The 16,237-nt window shown below is 52.6% G+C and carries 19 protein-coding genes; 14 read left to right on the top strand and 5 right to left on the bottom strand.

Annotated elements, in window-relative coordinates:
- Window positions 1–67: 67 nt before the first annotated feature.
- Both KNP95_RS04960 and KNP95_RS04955 read right to left on the bottom strand, forming a co-directional pair.
- Window positions 68–280 carry a hypothetical protein gene (locus KNP95_RS04960; protein ID WP_029594656.1) on the bottom strand — a complete coding sequence of 71 codons (213 nt, stop codon included), beginning with the start codon at window positions 278–280 and terminating at the stop codon, window positions 68–70.
- Between the two features lie 266 nt (window positions 281–546).
- Window positions 547–1,662, bottom strand: coding sequence for an NADH-dependent flavin oxidoreductase (locus KNP95_RS04955; RefSeq protein WP_214835802.1), 1,116 nt, complete (start codon window positions 1,660–1,662; stop codon window positions 547–549).
- A gap of 262 nt (window positions 1,663–1,924) precedes the next feature.
- Here KNP95_RS04955 and KNP95_RS04950 point away from each other — a divergent pair, with 262 nt between their 5' ends.
- Window positions 1,925–3,580 carry a glycerol-3-phosphate dehydrogenase/oxidase gene (locus KNP95_RS04950; RefSeq protein WP_058764850.1) on the top strand — a complete coding sequence of 552 codons (1,656 nt, stop codon included), beginning with the start codon at window positions 1,925–1,927 and terminating at the stop codon, window positions 3,578–3,580.
- Between the two features lie 37 nt (window positions 3,581–3,617).
- On the opposite strand, the gene KNP95_RS04945 is transcribed toward KNP95_RS04950, so the two are convergent.
- Window positions 3,618–4,040, bottom strand: a complete 423-nt coding sequence (locus KNP95_RS04945; RefSeq protein ID WP_214835798.1) for a hypothetical protein — start codon at window positions 4,038–4,040, stop codon at window positions 3,618–3,620.
- 112 nt (window positions 4,041–4,152) lie between these two features.
- On the opposite strand from KNP95_RS04945, the gene KNP95_RS04940 reads away from it, so the two are divergent.
- From KNP95_RS04940 to KNP95_RS04900, 9 genes are all read left to right on the top strand, one after another.
- On the top strand, window positions 4,153–4,503 hold the full coding sequence (locus KNP95_RS04940) for a YxeA family protein (protein ID WP_029594660.1): 351 nt from the start codon (window positions 4,153–4,155) through the stop codon (window positions 4,501–4,503).
- Between the two features lie 80 nt (window positions 4,504–4,583).
- On the top strand, window positions 4,584–4,946 hold the full coding sequence (locus tag KNP95_RS04935) for a response regulator (RefSeq protein WP_058764844.1): 363 nt from the start codon (window positions 4,584–4,586) through the stop codon (window positions 4,944–4,946).
- 158 nt (window positions 4,947–5,104) lie between these two features.
- Window positions 5,105–5,959: a class II fructose-1,6-bisphosphate aldolase gene (gene fba, locus KNP95_RS04930; protein WP_021066099.1), complete on the top strand. Its 855-nt coding sequence runs from the start codon at window positions 5,105–5,107 to the stop codon at window positions 5,957–5,959.
- A gap of 97 nt (window positions 5,960–6,056) precedes the next feature.
- Complete coding sequence (locus KNP95_RS04925; RefSeq protein WP_214835795.1) at window positions 6,057–6,887, top strand: hypothetical protein; 831 nt, start codon at window positions 6,057–6,059, stop codon at window positions 6,885–6,887.
- A 79-nt stretch (window positions 6,888–6,966) separates the two neighbouring features.
- Window positions 6,967–7,617, top strand: a complete 651-nt coding sequence (gene fsa, locus KNP95_RS04920) for a fructose-6-phosphate aldolase (RefSeq protein ID WP_021066101.1) — start codon at window positions 6,967–6,969, stop codon at window positions 7,615–7,617.
- Window positions 7,618–7,643: 26 nt separating this feature from the next.
- Entirely contained in the window at window positions 7,644–8,897 is a 1,254-nt protein-coding gene (gene murA / locus KNP95_RS04915) for a UDP-N-acetylglucosamine 1-carboxyvinyltransferase (RefSeq protein WP_214714450.1), read from the top strand.
- Between the two features lie 16 nt (window positions 8,898–8,913).
- Window positions 8,914–9,882, top strand: coding sequence for a class II fructose-bisphosphatase (gene glpX, locus KNP95_RS04910; protein ID WP_029594665.1), 969 nt, complete (start codon window positions 8,914–8,916; stop codon window positions 9,880–9,882).
- Between the two features lie 104 nt (window positions 9,883–9,986).
- Window positions 9,987–10,913 carry an ATP-binding cassette domain-containing protein gene (locus tag KNP95_RS04905; protein WP_214835793.1) on the top strand — a complete coding sequence of 309 codons (927 nt, stop codon included), beginning with the start codon at window positions 9,987–9,989 and terminating at the stop codon, window positions 10,911–10,913.
- Window positions 10,903–11,673 (top strand): ABC transporter permease, encoded by a 771-nt coding sequence (locus KNP95_RS04900; RefSeq protein WP_131471449.1) that lies wholly within the window; start codon window positions 10,903–10,905, stop codon window positions 11,671–11,673. Before KNP95_RS04905 ends, KNP95_RS04900 begins: the two co-directional genes overlap by 11 nt.
- 10 nt (window positions 11,674–11,683) lie before the next feature.
- On the opposite strand, the gene KNP95_RS04895 is transcribed toward KNP95_RS04900, so the two are convergent.
- On the bottom strand, window positions 11,684–12,082 hold the full coding sequence (locus KNP95_RS04895) for a hypothetical protein (RefSeq protein ID WP_214833699.1): 399 nt from the start codon (window positions 12,080–12,082) through the stop codon (window positions 11,684–11,686).
- Between the two features lie 118 nt (window positions 12,083–12,200).
- Between KNP95_RS04895 and KNP95_RS04890 the strand changes: the two genes are divergently transcribed.
- Window positions 12,201–12,707, top strand: coding sequence for a DUF421 domain-containing protein (locus KNP95_RS04890; protein ID WP_214835791.1), 507 nt, complete (start codon window positions 12,201–12,203; stop codon window positions 12,705–12,707).
- A 23-nt stretch (window positions 12,708–12,730) separates the two neighbouring features.
- On the opposite strand, the gene KNP95_RS04885 is transcribed toward KNP95_RS04890, so the two are convergent.
- Window positions 12,731–13,432: a C40 family peptidase gene (locus KNP95_RS04885; protein WP_021066107.1), complete on the bottom strand. Its 702-nt coding sequence runs from the start codon at window positions 13,430–13,432 to the stop codon at window positions 12,731–12,733.
- 378 nt (window positions 13,433–13,810) lie between these two features.
- Between KNP95_RS04885 and rho the strand changes: the two genes are divergently transcribed.
- The 3 genes from rho (at window position 13,811) to KNP95_RS04870 (ending at window position 16,225) form a co-directional block, all read left to right on the top strand.
- Window positions 13,811–15,151 (top strand): transcription termination factor Rho, encoded by a 1,341-nt coding sequence (rho, locus tag KNP95_RS04880; protein ID WP_214835788.1) that lies wholly within the window; start codon window positions 13,811–13,813, stop codon window positions 15,149–15,151.
- A gap of 82 nt (window positions 15,152–15,233) precedes the next feature.
- Window positions 15,234–15,476, top strand: coding sequence for a type B 50S ribosomal protein L31 (locus KNP95_RS04875; RefSeq protein WP_021066109.1), 243 nt, complete (start codon window positions 15,234–15,236; stop codon window positions 15,474–15,476).
- 137 nt (window positions 15,477–15,613) lie between these two features.
- Entirely contained in the window at window positions 15,614–16,225 is a 612-nt protein-coding gene (locus KNP95_RS04870; RefSeq protein ID WP_021066110.1) for a thymidine kinase, read from the top strand.
- The last annotated feature ends 12 nt before the right edge of the window (window positions 16,226–16,237 follow it).

Raw genomic sequence — 16,237 nt, 5'->3', positions numbered from 1 at the left:
GAAATTGGCGTTTGATTTTGTTTTCCACCGGATGAGTCACTTCTTTCGTCGTACGATCGGGAACCGTTTATTTATTTCGTGGAACGTTCCGTTTAGTCACTTGCTTTAATTCGGCGATTTCGCGAGCGAGCGCTTCTTCACGGGAACGTGCGGATGATTCGAGGTGGTGTTCGAGTTCCTTACTTTTTTGTCGATACGTTTCAGCGACTTCTTTCGTACGCTGTTGATGCTGATTGAGTTGTTTGTTGTACGCATCGAGATCAATTGGCTTTTTCGTCATACATCATATGCCCCTTTCAAAAGACGGTCAAACAGACAGGCGCGGTGCAAGCGAGGCTTGGCCCGCAGTTTCATCGAGGAAACGGTTCCTGTCCTTAGCTTACGAAGGGGGTGAAAGGTTGGAAAGTTAGGTCAACACGAAAGAAGTGGTGAAAAAGATGAAAAATGTGACGAAATTGTGTCCGTAGCATATCCCATTTCTCACACTACTCGATGAATTGCACAAACCACAAAAAAACCGCAGACATGAAGTCTGCGGTTGATGGCTTATTTGACGGCTTGGTCTTTGATTGGGAACCAGCCAGCACGTGTTGTGATGGCGTTCCAGAGCGGAGCCGGGACGGCGAGTTCGGCTTGTTTGTTCAAGTCGAGTTCAGTCTCGATTTCGTCTTCACGATCCGTTTTCACTTTCTCGAGCCAATCCGGGTCGATAATCAGTTCGCGGCCGAGCGCGGCGAGGTCGATGACGTTCAGTGCATCTTCGACTTGACCTGGGCGCTGGAGCTGTCCGACTCCGATGAGCGGGACAGCACCGTTGATGCGTTTAGCGATGCGATCAATCGACCGCTCCGTCACGTTCTCGTTCCGCATTGAACCGATATTGAAGTTCCAGAGCGAGGCGTGGAGGTAGTCGAGGTTTTCTTCGAGCAACATATCGATCAATACGTCCGTATCGTCGAGCGTGATGCCTGGCTCTTCGACTTCTTCAGGCGAGAAGCGGTAGCCGATTAAGAAATCGTCCGCGCCTTCAGCTGCACGCTTGACCGAGCGAATGACTTCACGCGGGAAGGTGAGGCGTGCGTTTACGTCGCCACCGAAGCGATCGTCGCGTCGATTCGAGTGAGGTGAGAAGAACTGTTGAATCAAATACGTGTTCGCACCGTGAATCTCGACACCGTCAAAACCGGCCTCAATGGCACGACGTGTTGCTTCGCCGAACGCCTCGATGATGGCTTCGACTTCTTCGGTCTCAAGGGCGCGCGGCGTGGCGGCACCTTCTCGAACCGGTGCGATGGCGCTGGCGCTCACCGGTTGTTCGTTCGGAACGAGTTCCGGAGGAGACATGCGTCCTGCATGGAAGATTTGAAGAATCGCTTTTGCGCCTTCCGCTCTCAAACTTTCAGCGAGCTGACGAAGCCCAGGGATGAATTTGTCGTCATTCACACCAAAGGCGTTCGGGAACCCTTTGCCGTCTTCGGTCACGTAAGCACATGCCGTGATGGCGAGGCCGACGTTCTTCGCCCGCTTCCGGTAATAGGCGAGTTCGTGTTCCGACACTTCACCCGTCGGTTCTGACGAATAATGGGTCATCGGCGCAAGTACGAGCCGATTGTGGAGCTCGACGCCGTTTTTGAATTGGAAAGGTTGTAACATGCGTTTCATAAAAAAACTCCTCCTTGTTGGTGATACCTTGAAGTCTAGTCTTCTCATTTTGAAATTGCGAGCGGGACGCTTTCTGAGGAGCAGGTTGCACACTCCGTGAGCGGGTCGATGGTTGAATGCTAGAAAATGGGGTATAATACAGGAGAAAAGTTGATAACCGGTTGGAGACTACAGAGAGACCACGACATGGGGGGCGAAGCCTTGTTTTGTTGTGGTCTCTTTTCGCATACATCGAACCGGATTCATTATAGGAGGGGACAAGATGGAAATCAGAAATTTCTCAGCAAAAGAACGTGCCAAACGATATGAACAGTTAACGGGTGAACGTCACGACGTGCTCGTCGTCGGCGGAGGAATCACCGGTGCCGGAATCGCGCTCGATGCCGCGTCTCGCGGAATGAAGACGGCCGTGCTCGAAATGCAAGACTTCGCAGCCGGAACATCGAGCCGTTCGACGAAACTCGTCCACGGAGGGTTGCGCTACTTGAAACAGTTCGAAGTCGCGCTCGTCGCCGAAGTCGGAAAAGAACGCGCCATCGTCTATGAGAACGGGCCACACGTCACGACGCCAGAACGCATGCTGTTGCCGATGCATAAAGGCGGCACGTTCGGACCGCTCTCCACAGCGGTCGGCTTGATGGTGTACGATTTCTTAGCGGGCGTCAAACGCGCCGAGCGACGTTTGATGTTGAAGCCAGATGAAGTCATTCAAAAAGCGCCGCTCGTCAAAAAAGACGGTCTTGTCGGTGGCGGTTATTACGTCGAATATCGGACAGATGATGCCCGTATGACGATTGAAGTCGCGAAAGAGGCGGCCAACCACGGCGCTCTCCTCTTGAACTATTCGAAAGTGACTGGTCTAATCTATGAGCAAGGCAAAGTCGTCGGCGTCCACGTTGAAGACCAAATCGACGGCAAGACGTACGAAGTTTATGCGAAGAAAGTCATCAACGCGACCGGACCTTGGGTCGACGTGCTCCGCGAACAGGACGGCTCGAACAAAGGGAAGATGCTCCGTTTGACGAAAGGGATTCACCTCGTCATTGACCAGTCGAAATTCCCGCTCAAACAAGCCATCTATTTCGATACACCGGACGGCCGGATGGTGTTCGCGATTCCGCGTGACGGCAAAGCGTACGTCGGGACGACAGACACGTTCTTCGATAAGGATAAAGCTCATCCACGCATGACGACCGAGGACCGCGACTATATTTTAGAGGCGATCCATTATATGTTCCCAGACGTGAACGTGACGGCAGATGACGTCGAGTCGAGCTGGGCCGGGATTCGTCCGCTCATCTATGAAGAAGGCAAAGACCCGTCTGAAATCTCACGGAAAGATGAGGTTTGGCAGTCGGAAAGCGGCTTAATCACGATTGCCGGTGGGAAGTTGACCGGTTATCGCAAGATGTCAGAGACGGTCGTCGATTTGGTGGCGAAACTGCTCAAGCAAGAAGAAGGCATCGTCTTCCTCGCTTCGCGCACGAAACATATGCCGATGTCAGGCGGCCATGTCGGCGGTTCGAAAGGGTTCGATGACTTCTTGACGAAGAAGAAAGCTGAACTGAAAAACCTTGGTCTCGATGACGTCAAAGCCGAGCAGCTCGTTCGTCTCTACGGATCGAACATCGATCGTGTCATCGAACGGATGGACTCGAACGCGTACGACCTTCCAGAGTACGTCTATGCACAACTCATGTATGGCATCGAAGAAGAGTCGGTCGTTCGGGCCATCGACTTCCTCGTCCGCCGGACCGGAGCGATGTTCTTCGACATCGACTTCGTCCGCAACTATAAAGACGGCGTGCTCCGTTGCATGGCCGATGTCTTCAAATGGTCGGATGCTCGTCTCGCTGAAGAGCGGGCCGAGGTCGAGAAAGAGATTGATCTCGCGGTCGTCCCTGTCACGGTCGACTAACGAAATAAAAGGAACCTCGCCGCGGCGAGGTTCCTTTTCATATGCCTAATTCTTCATAATACGCCATGATACGTTCGTCGAGCGCCTCGACGACGTCCGGTTCGCCGAACAAATACAGATAAAGATACGTGCCGTCCTCACGATTCACTTCTGTTTCGAGTGTCAGTGTGGTCGGTCGTCCTTTAAAGATGACATCGATTGTGCCGAGGGCGTGCACGTTCGCTTCGTCGAGTTCCGGATCAGAAGCCAGCTTTTTGATGCGGGCGATGTCACTGTCTGCGATTGGCTCATCGAACGTCTCGGATAAGACGGCGAACGTCTCCGGCAATTCCTCGAGATCGGTCTCGACGGCAGCGGCGAGCGGTATCTCTTCTTGGTCTTCCCCGAAGACGTTCACGACGAGTGCGACCATACTTCCAAGTGCCAAGACGAACAATATGTATAACAAATATGGTTTCATGATTTCGCTCCTGTTCGTTTCATGTTTTCAGTATATCAGCGTACCGGGTGTTTAGAAATAGGGAGACAATGGTATTGAAAAAGATGGAAAAGAGAAAGGCGGGGGAGTTACGATGAAACGAGCATGGGCAATCGGTGGCGTCGTCCTCATCTTATTTCTCGGTTGGCAGTTCGTCGATACGAATCGGCTGTTTGCCGACGTCTACTATACGAAAGTGCCGAGCACAAACGTCACCGACCAAGGAAAGAGACATACGTATGAAACGATTGGCTATGATGAAGACGGCAAGAAACGACCAATCACGTTCGAGGCGCCGATTCGGCTGGCCGAAGGCGATTTTTTGAAACTGTATGTGAAAGACGAGCAGACGGTGACGGCCTACGAGCCGGTACCTGAGTCGGAAGTACCGGCCCAGTTAAAGGACGAACAGACCGAAGAACCGGTATCGATACCGTTGCCTTGATTTCAAAATAGGTCCGTCGCCGAACGAAATCGGATTTGGTATGGTTAGACTAGTGCAAACTATGGAGAGAAGGTAGATGGATGTCACGGATGTTGATCGCAGACGACCAAGACGGGATTCGGTTGATGTTAGCGCAAGTGTTCCAAAGCCTCGGCATCGAGGTCGACACGGCGAACGACGGACAGAACGCTTGGGAAAAGCTCGAACAGAACGGATACGATTTAGTATTGCTCGATATGAACATGCCGCGCATGTTCGGTCATGAAGTACTACGCAACATGCGCCAACGGAACATCGACACCCCGGTCATGATTATGACCGCGTTCGGGGAAAAATCGACGCTCGAAGAAGTGCAACGACTTGGCATTACCGCGCAATTTGAAAAGCCGTTCGATATTTATCGGATGATTGAAAAAGTGAAGGAAGTCCTCAAAATCACGTAATTCGTCACGAAGATGACATATGTAAACGCTTGCGCAGAGCCATTTCTATGCCCGAATAGCATAGGCACAAGTTTCGACGTGTGTTATAATGGGAACGAATTGCACGGGGGGCATTTTTCCCAAAGTGCACAATAGCGAACAGACAGGAGGATGTCATTATGCCATTAGTATCAATGACAGAAATGCTTAACAAAGCATTCGAAGGCAAGTATGCAGTAGGCCAATTCAACATCAACAACCTCGAGTGGACGCAAGCGATTCTTCGCGCTGCGGAAGACGAGAAATCACCAGTTATCCTCGGTGTATCAGAAGGTGCAGCGAAGTACATGGGTGGCTTCACAACAGTTGTTAAAATGACTGAAGGTCTCATGCACGACTACAACATCACTGTTCCAGTTGCAATCCACCTCGACCACGGTTCATCTTTCGACAAGTGTAAAGCAGCGATTGACGCTGGTTTCACGTCTGTTATGATCGACGGTTCACACCATCCGATCGAAGAGAACATCGAAATGACGAAACAAGTCGTTGAATACGCACACGCTAAAGGTGCTTCAGTTGAAGCGGAAGTCGGCACAGTCGGCGGCGAAGAAGATGGCGTTGTTGGCGGCGTACAATACGCTGACCTCGACGAGTGCGTACGCGTCGTGAAAGAAGCGAAAGTTGACGCTCTTGCGGCAGCACTCGGTTCTGTACACGGAGAATACCAAGGCGAGCCTAAACTCGGCTTCAAAGAGATGGAAGAAATCGCAGAAGCGACTAAAACTCCCCTCGTTCTTCACGGCGGTTCAGGTATTCCTGAGCACCAAATCAAAAAAGCAATCGAGCTCGGTCACAGCAAAATCAACGTTAACACAGAGTGCCAACAAGAATGGACTCGTGCCGTACGTGAGAAGCTCAACACGGACTCGAAAGTATATGACCCACGTAAAGTCATCGGCCCTGGTGTCGAAGCGATCTACAACGTCGTTACTGGCAAAATGCGTGAGTTCGGTTCAAGCAACCAAGCATAATCCTGTCACATCAGTCGGCTCTCTTTGCGAGAGCCGGCTTTTTTATTGAAACGTAAGCGGTTAGGGTACCGTATATAGATGAAAAGGGGGAGTTTGCATGAAGTATCAAGAACGTTCGACAGAATCATTTTGGCGCATTTTTTATATCGTCGGTCCCATTATTATAATTGGTATGACGTTGGCCTTTGCCGCGCTGCCGGTCATTCTCATCCTCATGAATCCGAAACCGTGGTTGATTCCGCTGTTGTCACTCACTGTACTCGGCGGTTTCGGCGTGTATCGGTTCTTGCAACTGTTTCGCCAGCTGTTCTGGAAAGAGCGGCACCAGTCGCACTATGAAGTGACCGCGACATATATTGAGGGGACGACGTATCGGCACGAGCCGGGTGAGTCAGTCGAGCAATCGTTCCCGCTCGACGCAATCAAGCAAGTCGTCTTCTTCCCGGCCATCGTCCGAAAGACAGAAGCGGCCATGCCGCATCCCTATAGACGACGGACGATCGAGTTGTGCCCGATGCTCGCCATCATGACTGACGAGGATTCAATGGAAATCTTGTTCGACCAACGCGATCTCGCCGCGTTCGAACAGTGGATTCAGTATTTTATCGGAGATAGCGTGCTAGTTTTCTATACACCGAAACGGCTCTACTGGATCGGGGCGAACATCGCGACACGGCGGGAGCGGTTCGACATGCTCCGTCGACCCGAAGAAATCATCCCGTTCACGTATACAGGCAATCTCGTGACCGACGAAGAGACCGCGGTCGGACTTTGGATCGAGACGCATGGGTCGGAGCGCTTAAAGGAAGGGCCGTATCAAGCGTATGAGACAAAACAAAAAAACGTGAAACGATGGACGGCAGTGGGGACGCTTGTTGGCGTTGGTTTACTCATCGGATCGATGTTCGCCATCGCCGCCTTGACGTAAAGGGTGTAGCAATTCCATGACAATTTCCTCATAATAAGAAGTGTAAGCGATCACAACACCATTCGAGGAGGAATTGTACATGCGTTTTTTCATTGATACGGCAAACGTGGAAGACATCAAGAAAGCTCATCAGATGGGCGTCATCGGGGGAGTGACGACGAATCCATCGCTCGTTGCCAAAGAAGGCGTCGATTTCCATACACGGCTACGCGAAATCTGTGAGATCGTCGGGGATCTCTCAGTCAGCGCGGAAGTTATTGCGCTCGACGCAGCGGGTATGGTGGAAGAAGGAAAGGAACTTGCGGCCATCGCGCCGAATATTACTGTCAAGGTACCGATGACGCCAGCAGGGATGGAAGCGGTCAATACGTTTTCACAGCTCGGCATCAAGACGAACGTGACGCTCATCTTTAACGCCAACCAAGCGCTACTCGCGGCTCGGGCCGGCGCGTCATACGTGTCGCCATTCATCGGTCGTTTGGACGATATCGGTCAAGATGGTCTCGACCTCGTCGAGACGATTGCCAATATCTTTGCCATCCATGGCATCGATACAGAAATCATCGCAGCTTCCGTTCGCCATCCGGTCCACGCGACGAAGGCGGCTCTCCTTGGAGCCGACATCGCCACGGTACCATACAAAGTCATCGAACAGATGATGAAACATCCGCTCACTGACAAAGGGATCGAGCAATTCTTAGCGGATTGGAACAACGCTCAATCCAAATAAGTTTGTCGCAGAAAGGTTTGATCTTCGTGGAAATTCTCCATATCGTAGGACAGCAAAAACTTGAAGGAACAGTTGACATTAGCGGTGCCAAACAGAGCGCCTTGCCTTGTCTCGTCGCAGCACTTTTGACGGAAGAACCGGTGACGATTGAGAACGTCCCCGTCATCGAGGACGTCGAAGTGATGCTCAGTCTATTACAAGAACTCGGCGTCGCGATTGAACGGGACGGAGAGCGGATGACGCTTCATGCGAAAGATGCCGTCGCCATGCCGCTGCTCGGCTCAGAGACGCGTAAAGTCCGAGCCGCTGTCTATTTGCTCGGGGTGTTTGCGGCTCGTTTTGGGAAAGGGGCCGTCGGGCTTCCCGGTGGATATGCGATTGGTCCACGACCGATCGATTTACATTTGAAAGCACTCGAACGTCTCGGCATTAAAGTCGAGAACGAGTCGGGACTTTATCATGTGAACGCCGAAAAGCTGGAAGGAAATCGAATTTATCTCGATCTCCGTTCGTTCGGGGCGACAGTGAGCGCCATGCTCGCGGCCGTTCTCGCTAACGGGACGACCGTCATCGAGAACGCGGCCATCGATCCGGAAATCGTCGACGTCGCGACGATGCTCACTTCGATGGGGGCCCACGTCATCGGGGCGGGCACCGACGAGATTCGCATCAAAGGGGTCGACAAGCTCCATGGCTGTACACACACGCTCATTCCCGATCGGTTAGAGGCTGGGACGTTCATGATTTATGGCGCGGTCGCGGGTGAAGTGACGGTTCGAAACGTCATTCCGACTCACTTAGAAGGCGTCATTCAAAAACTACTGGATTACGGGGCCGACGTCGAAGTCGGGGAAGAGACGATCACGGTGCGAGCGAACGCCTTTAAACCGATTGATATCCGTGTCTTCCACTATTCGGGGTATCCGACCGACCTGCAGCCGATCATGTCGGCCGCACTGTTGAAAGCGGACGGAACGAGTATCGTCACCGACAAGCTGTACGCCCAACGGTTCCGCCATATCGCGGAAATGCGGCGCATGAACGCACAGATTACGCTCGAGGACGCTTCGGCCGTCATTCGCGGCGGGACAACGCTTGCCAATGCGGAAATGGAATGTGCAGACGCACGGAGTGGGGCAGCCCTCGCCTTAGCTGGGCTTCAAGCGAGTGGCGAATCCACGGTGATCCATGCGGAAAAATTGAACGATTCATATGTCGATTTCGTCGGCAAACTAAAACAACTCGGCGCACTCGTCTGGGTCGATGAGGTGTCCGAGTAAAAAGGGGAGAATTCGGGTGGAACGTAGTTTATCAATGGAATTGGTCCGAGTCACAGAAGCGGCAGCGCTATCTTCGGCTCGTTGGATGGGTAAAGGCTTGAAAGAAGAGGCGGACGACGCGGCGACGACCGCGATGCGTGAAGTATTTGATACGATTCCGATGAAAGGGGTCGTTGTCATCGGGGAAGGCGAGATGGACGAGGCACCGATGCTCTATATCGGTGAAAAAGTCGGGAACGGCTATGGCTCACGCCTCGACGTCGCTGTCGATCCACTCGAAGGGACGAGTATCGTCGCGACGGGAACGTGGGGAGCGCTTGCCGTTCTCGCTGTCGCTGACGCCGGTGACCTTCTTCACGCGCCGGACATGTATATGGACAAGATTGCCGTCGGTCCGGAAGCGGCCGGATTGATTAGTCTCGACAACTCGATTGAAGAGAATATCGCCATCGTCGCTAAGGCGAAGAACAAGAACGTCGAAGACGTCGTCGTCACGATTTTACATCGTGATCGTCACGAAGAGATGATTCAACGTGTCCGCGCGACGGGTGCTCGTATCAAGTTGATTCCTGACGGAGACGTGGCCGCGGCCATTAACACGGCGTTCCCGAAAACGGGTGTCGATTTGTTGCTCGGTTCGGGTGGTGCGCCGGAAGGCGTCATCGCGGCCGTCGCGATGAAATGTCTCGGCGGTGACTTCCAAGGTCGCCTGCTTCCTGAAGACGAAGCCCAAGAGAAACGTTGCCAAGACATGGGCATCGCCGATACGGGCCGGATTTTGCTGTTGGACGACCTCGTCAAAGGTGAAGATTGCATCTTCGCGGCGACGGGCGTGACGGACGGGGAACTCCTCCGCGGCGTCCAGTTCACCGGGCAAGGCGGTCAGACGCACTCGGTCGTCATGCGAGCCAAGTCAGGAACGGTCCGCTTCGTCGAAGGCATCCACTCCTTGAAGAAAAAACCGAAAATGGTCATGAAACCTTGATTCTCCTGAACCGTGGACACTTCCGTCCGCGGTTCTTTTTTGATGTGTCGTTTCATATTTAACATGCATCGAGAACGGGAATGAGTAGGGAGGAGGTGTGTGTCATGATTGAAGTGGAATCACTCGTCAAAACGTTCGGGGACGTGCCGGCCGTCGATGGCATCTCGTTCTCGGTGCAAGAAGGAGAGATTTTCGCCTTCCTTGGACCGAACGGGGCTGGCAAGTCGACAACCGTGCAAATGTTGACGACGCTCGTCCGACCGACCGAAGGGAAGGCGCGGGTGAACGGATTCGATGTCGTCAAACAAGAGAAAGACGTCCGCCTGTCGATTGGCGTCGCCCTGCAAGAGACCGGAATCGACAAAGTGTTGACCGGGCGGGAACTGCTCGTCTTGCAAGGCCGGTTGTTCAAGATGACGAAACAAGAGGCGGAGACGCGCGCCGAGGAACTGCTCCGTGTCGTCTCGCTCACAGAAGCGGCCGACCGGAGAAGTGGCACATATTCGGGCGGGATGCGGCGTCGGCTCGATTTGGCGCTCACGCTCGTCCATCGACCGATCGTCTTGTTTTTAGATGAACCGACGACCGGGCTCGACCCGGCGAGCCGCATCGAGATTTGGAACGAGGTGAGACGGCTCAACGAGGAGTTCGGCACGACGATTTTTTTGACGACCCAGTACTTAGAAGAGGCGGACGAACTGGCCGACCGGATCGCCATCATTAATCATGGAAAAATCGTCAGCGAAGGGACAGCGGAAGCGTTGAAACGACTCGTCGGCGGCGAGACGATTGCGATGACGTTCCACAGCGATCAAGAAGCATCTGCAGCCGCTGCGTTGTTCGGTCATACGGCGACCGGGCAACACGTGGCGTTCGAGCTCGTCAATCATACGCTGATGGAAGTCGTGCGCCAGCTCGATGAACGGTCGCTTCAACCGGAACGTCTGACCGTGAAGCAACCGTCGCTCGATGACGTCTTTTTGAAAGTGACCGGTGAGTCATATGAAGGAGGTGTGCCCGATGTGGACTGAGACATGGCTCTTCACGAAACGGAGCCTCATTACGACGATTCGGAATCCGTTTTCGTTCATCCCGAACTTGATTATTTCCGTCTTCTTCCTACTCGTTTACACGAGCGGATTATCGAGCGTCGCATCGCTTCCTCAGTTTGATGGGAGCGCCTATTTGAACTTCATCTTGCCAGTCTCCATCGTGTCCGGGGCGGTCGGTGGGGCCGGGGGGACGGGACAAGCGCTCGTCCGTGATATCGAGAGCGGCTACTTCGCCCGCTTGCTTCTGACTCCCGCGACGCGGACGGCGATCGTGCTCGGCCCGATGATTGCCGGGATGTTGCAACTGCTCGTCCAGACGCTCCTCATCTTCGGGGTAGCGTTCTTGCTCGGTTTGTCGATTCCGGTCGGTCTGCCTGGCTTCTTGTTCACGGTGCTGCTTGCCATCGGATTCGGCCTTGGTTTTGCTGGTTACTCGGTCGGTGTCGCGTTAAAGACACGGAACGCTCAGGCTGCACAAGCTGGGACGCTCTTGTTCTTCCCGCTCATCTTCTTGTCGACGACGTTCGTCCCGAAAGAGTTGATTGAGGCAGAATGGCTTAAAGTAGCGGCGACGTTCAATCCGACGACGTACATCTTTGAAGGGATGCGTGCCGTCTTGACGCAACCGACGATCGACTGGAGCGCGTTATCGGCCGGACTTGCCGTCGCCGGGGCGATGAGCGTCATCATGGTCGTGTTCGCGGCGACGAACGCACGCGGTGCCTTGAAACAAAAATGACGAGCGGGGTTCAGTCCCGCTCGTCCTGGTCGATCATGAACGTCACAATCAAAAAGAGAATAAAACTGATTAACGAGACTGTGCCCCCGACGATGAAATACACAAGGGTGACGGTCTCATTCCATTGGAACGGGTTCATCGTGTAGAACCACATCCCGCTCGTCAATCCGATTGATCCGATGACGGCCGTCCATCCGTGAATCGTGACGAGCAGTTGGTTCCGGACCGCATATAAGCGATAGAAGACTCCCCAGGCGAAGACCGATAGCCAACCGGCGAGCAGAATATGGGCGTGAATCGGACGAAAGGCATAACTGCCGGCACCCGACATATGCGACCCGAGCGCCGTCCCGATGACACCGAACAGCGCGGCGAGGCGAATCAAGCGAAGACTCCAAATCTTTTCCATGGCATAGAACAACTCCTTCAACGTGATGGCTTTATCGTAACGAAGCCAGATGAACGGAAGATGAACAGCGATTGAATGTTGGTGCTTCGTGGAACAGCAGTAGAGAAGGAGGGAGACGATGGACCAACTGCGAACGATGTTGCATATTATACTGACTGGTGTGGGGGGCTATTTGGCGATTATCTTCATCTTGCGGGTCTCCGGCAAACGGACACTTGCTAAAATGAACGCTTTTGATTTTATCGTCACCGTCGCGCTCGGATCGATTCTGGCCACGACACTCACGAGTCAACAGACACCGCTATTGAACGGACTGACCGCGTTTGCGACGCTCGTGTTCATGCAATACGTGATGGCCAAGTTGGCGACCCGCTCGAAACGCGTGAATCAATTGATCAAGTCGACGCCGGCGTTACTTTACTATGATGGGACATATTTAGAAGAAACGATGCGGCGGGAGCGGGTGCTCGAGATTGAGGTGTTGCAGGCGATTCGATCGAGCGGTACGGATTTCAATCAAGTCGAGGCTGTCGTTTTGGAGACGGATGGGACGTTCTCGGTGTTGACGAGCACGGACACGGTATTACGAAACGTTGAGACGAAAAAAACGACCCAGTTCCTATGAACCGGGTCGTTTGGTCGTTTAAATTAGAGATATGATCCTGCACCGACATAACGTGGTGCCCAGTAACCTGATGTGAAGCTCGCGTACTTCACGCCGCCTGTTTCAGAGTTGATCATTTGTGTTTTGCTGAGTGCCATTCCAACGTGTTGGATCGTGCTTCCGTTGTGTGAGAAGAACACGAGGTCGCCGGCTTGAATCGCTGACTTCGAAACTTTTTTCGAGTTAGCGTATTGCGAGCGTGAATCACGTGGGATCGATTTGTTGATGGCTTTCTTGTAAACGTGACCTGTGTAACCTGAGCAGTCAAAGCCAGAAGTTGTCGTTCCGCCGTAACGGTAAGGTGTACCGAGGTACTTCTTCGACTCAGCGACAAGTTTTGTACGAGCGCTTGATGCAGAAGCAGTTGTTACTTTCTTCGCAGTAGCTGTCTTCGTGTTTGCTTTCAAGTACGTGTAAGTAGATGAAGCTGAGATATAACGGTGAGTCCCTTTGTAGTTGATTTTGTAGAACGAACCAACTTTACCAAGGTATGTATAGCGTTGGCCTTTGTTCATCGTTGTCGTGACTTTCGAGCTGAGCGACGGTGCTGTGCGGATGTTCAAGCCGTTAACTTTCGAGTAAGCGAATTTACCAGTAGCGGCTTCTGCTTGTTCACCTGTTGTGAAAGCAAGACCCGAGAAAGCGAGAGTGGCAGCGACAATGATAGATGCGAAACGCTTTAACATAGTGTATTTCCCTCCGTTTTTTAAAATAAAACCCTAAGTGGCTGTATATGATCGATGTGTGTTAACAAGATTAGAGCACAAGTTGCGGATATTACCCGGTTTCCTGTGCAAATAAACTATATCATGCGCAAGACCGATGGCATTTTTCAATCACAAGACAAAAACAGTTTTCTTGTAACATATTTGAAACAATATGCGAGAATAGAGACTTATTTGTTACATACATAGTAAAAAGGTTGTTATGTTTTCAACAACAGGGGAATAGACTGACATGAAGCCGTTTTTCAAACAGTGACGGTTTGACTGAAGTGTGATTAGATGAATGAGGAATGAACGTTTACTTTTGAAATATAGAATCATGAAAGACAGGTGACTTGAATGAGTCAAACGACTGAACCGGCTAAAAACTACACGCTTCGGGAACTCGAGACGAAGACGTTGAAAGAGTTATATGAGATTGCGAAAGAAGTGAACGTGCCTCAGTATCGCGAGGCACGTAAACGTGAGCTCATGTTCCGGATATTGAAATCACAGGCAGAATCAAAAGATCTTTATTTCCTCGAAGGAATCCTAGAGATCATTCCGCCTAACCCACAGTCGCAAAACGATGGCGGTTTTGGTTTCCTACGCCCCATCAATTACTCGCAATCGTCTGAAGACATTTATATCGCGGCTTCGCAAATCCGCCGCTTTAACCTCCGTAACGGCGACCTCGTGACGGGGAAAGTCCGGAAACCGAAAGAGAATGAACGGTTCCAAGGGCTTCTCAGCGTCGAGGCGGTCAACGGCGAGACGACGGATTCGACGCGCAACCGGGATTACTTCCCGGCGCTCACGCCGATTTACCCGGAACAACAGATGGTGCTCGAGACGGAGCCAAACCATTTGTCGGTCCGCGTCATGGATATGATCGCTCCCGTCGGCTTCGGGCAGCGAGGGTTGATCGTCGCGCCGCCTAAGGCAGGGAAGACGTCCCTCTTAAAAGAGATTGCCAATTCGATTACGACGAACCATCCGAACGTCGAGTTGATTATCCTGTTGATTGATGAGCGGCCGGAAGAAGTGACGGATATCCAACGTTCGGTGCCGGGCGCAGACGTCGCCTACTCGACGTTTGACGAGACACCGGAGAACCATGCCCGCATCTCGGAGCTCGTTCTCGAACGGGCGATGCGCCTCGTCGAACATAAGAAGGACGTCGTCATCTTGCTCGACTCGATCACGCGTCTGACGCGGGCGTACAACTTGTCCGTCCCGCCGAGCGGACGGACGCTCTCCGGCGGGATTGACCCGGCCGCGTTCCATAAACCGAAGAAGTTCTTCGGGGCGGCCCGTAATATCGAGGACGGCGGCAGTTTGACGATTCTCGGCACGGCACTCGTCGATACGGGTTCGCGCATGGATGACGTCATCTATGAAGAGTTCAAAGGAACGGGCAACATGGAGCTGCACCTCGACCGCAAACTGGCGGAACGTGGGATTTTCCCGGCCATCGACATTCGTCGCTCGGGAACGCGCAAGGAAGAATTGCTGCTCGGCAAAGGCGAACTCGACTCGCTTTGGACGATTCGTCGCACGATGAACGAGTCGCCAGACTTCGTCGATCAGTTCTTGCGCCGGGTCCGCGAAACGAAAACGAACCTCGACTTTTTTGCGGCGCTTGAAGCCGATAAGAAAAAGAGTCGACGCCCGGTGAAAAAAACGAAAACGGACTTGTAAATCCTTGAACCGGGTGCTATTATATTCTAGTGAACTTTCTCTAGGTTGAAAGAATACTTAGGGCAGAAGGAGTTGAAAAGCAATGAAACAAGGAATCCACCCAGAATACCGTAAAGTCGTATTCATGGACTCGACGACTGAGTTCAAATTCATCTCTGGTTCGACTCGTTACTCTAACGAGACAATCACGATGGAAGATGGTAACGAATACCCACTCATCCGTGTCGATGTATCTTCTGATTCGCACCCGTTCTACACAGGTCGCCAGAAATTCGCATCTGCGGACGGTCGTATCGAGCGCTTCAACAAGAAGTACCAACGTTAATCGTCAACTTGTATGCACACCGCCTAGGGATTGCCCTTGGCGGTTTTTATTTTTTTTAGATAGAAGTCAACCCTTTTTCTTCAAGAAAAAGATGGGTATAATCGGGAAGCGATTAACGAAGGAGAGGGCGAAGTAGAATGATGCATGTGACGAACCGTTACGGTTGGATAGAAGTGATTTGTGGGAGTATGTTTTCTGGGAAATCGGAGGAACTGATCCGCCGTGTCCGTCGGGCGCACTACGGGAAAATCCCTGTCCAAGTGTTCAAACCGGCAATCGACGACCGGTATCATGAAGAGAACGTCGTCTCCCACAGCGGCAACTCGGTCGTGGCCGTGCCGATTCAATCGAGTCAAGACTTATACGATGCGGTGCGTGAAGAGACGCAAGTCATCGCCATCGACGAGGTTCAGTTTTTCGACGAAGGAATCGTCGACGTGATCGAGCAATTGGCGTCAGAAGACAAACGTGTCATCTGCGCAGGGCTCGACATGGACTTCCGGGGTGAGCCGTTCACGATGATGCCAGAGCTGTTGTCGCGTGCCGAATTTGTCACGAAGCTGCAGGCCATCTGTCTATCATGCGGGGCGCCAGCTTCTCGGACACAACGATTGATTGACGGTGAACCGGCGCGTTTCGAAGACCCGGTCATCTTGGTCGGCGCTTCCGAGTCGTACGAACCGCGTTGCCGTCATTGCCACGACGTCCCGAATAAACCACGCCCAGTCCGCCATACAGTGGCCGACTGACGTCAACGGACC

The organism is Exiguobacterium sp. s36 (assembly GCF_018618345.1).
GTDB classification, from domain to species: Bacteria; Bacillota; Bacilli; order Exiguobacteriales; family Exiguobacteriaceae; genus Exiguobacterium; species Exiguobacterium chiriqhucha.
This window is presented reverse-complemented; position numbering and strand designations above follow the sequence as displayed.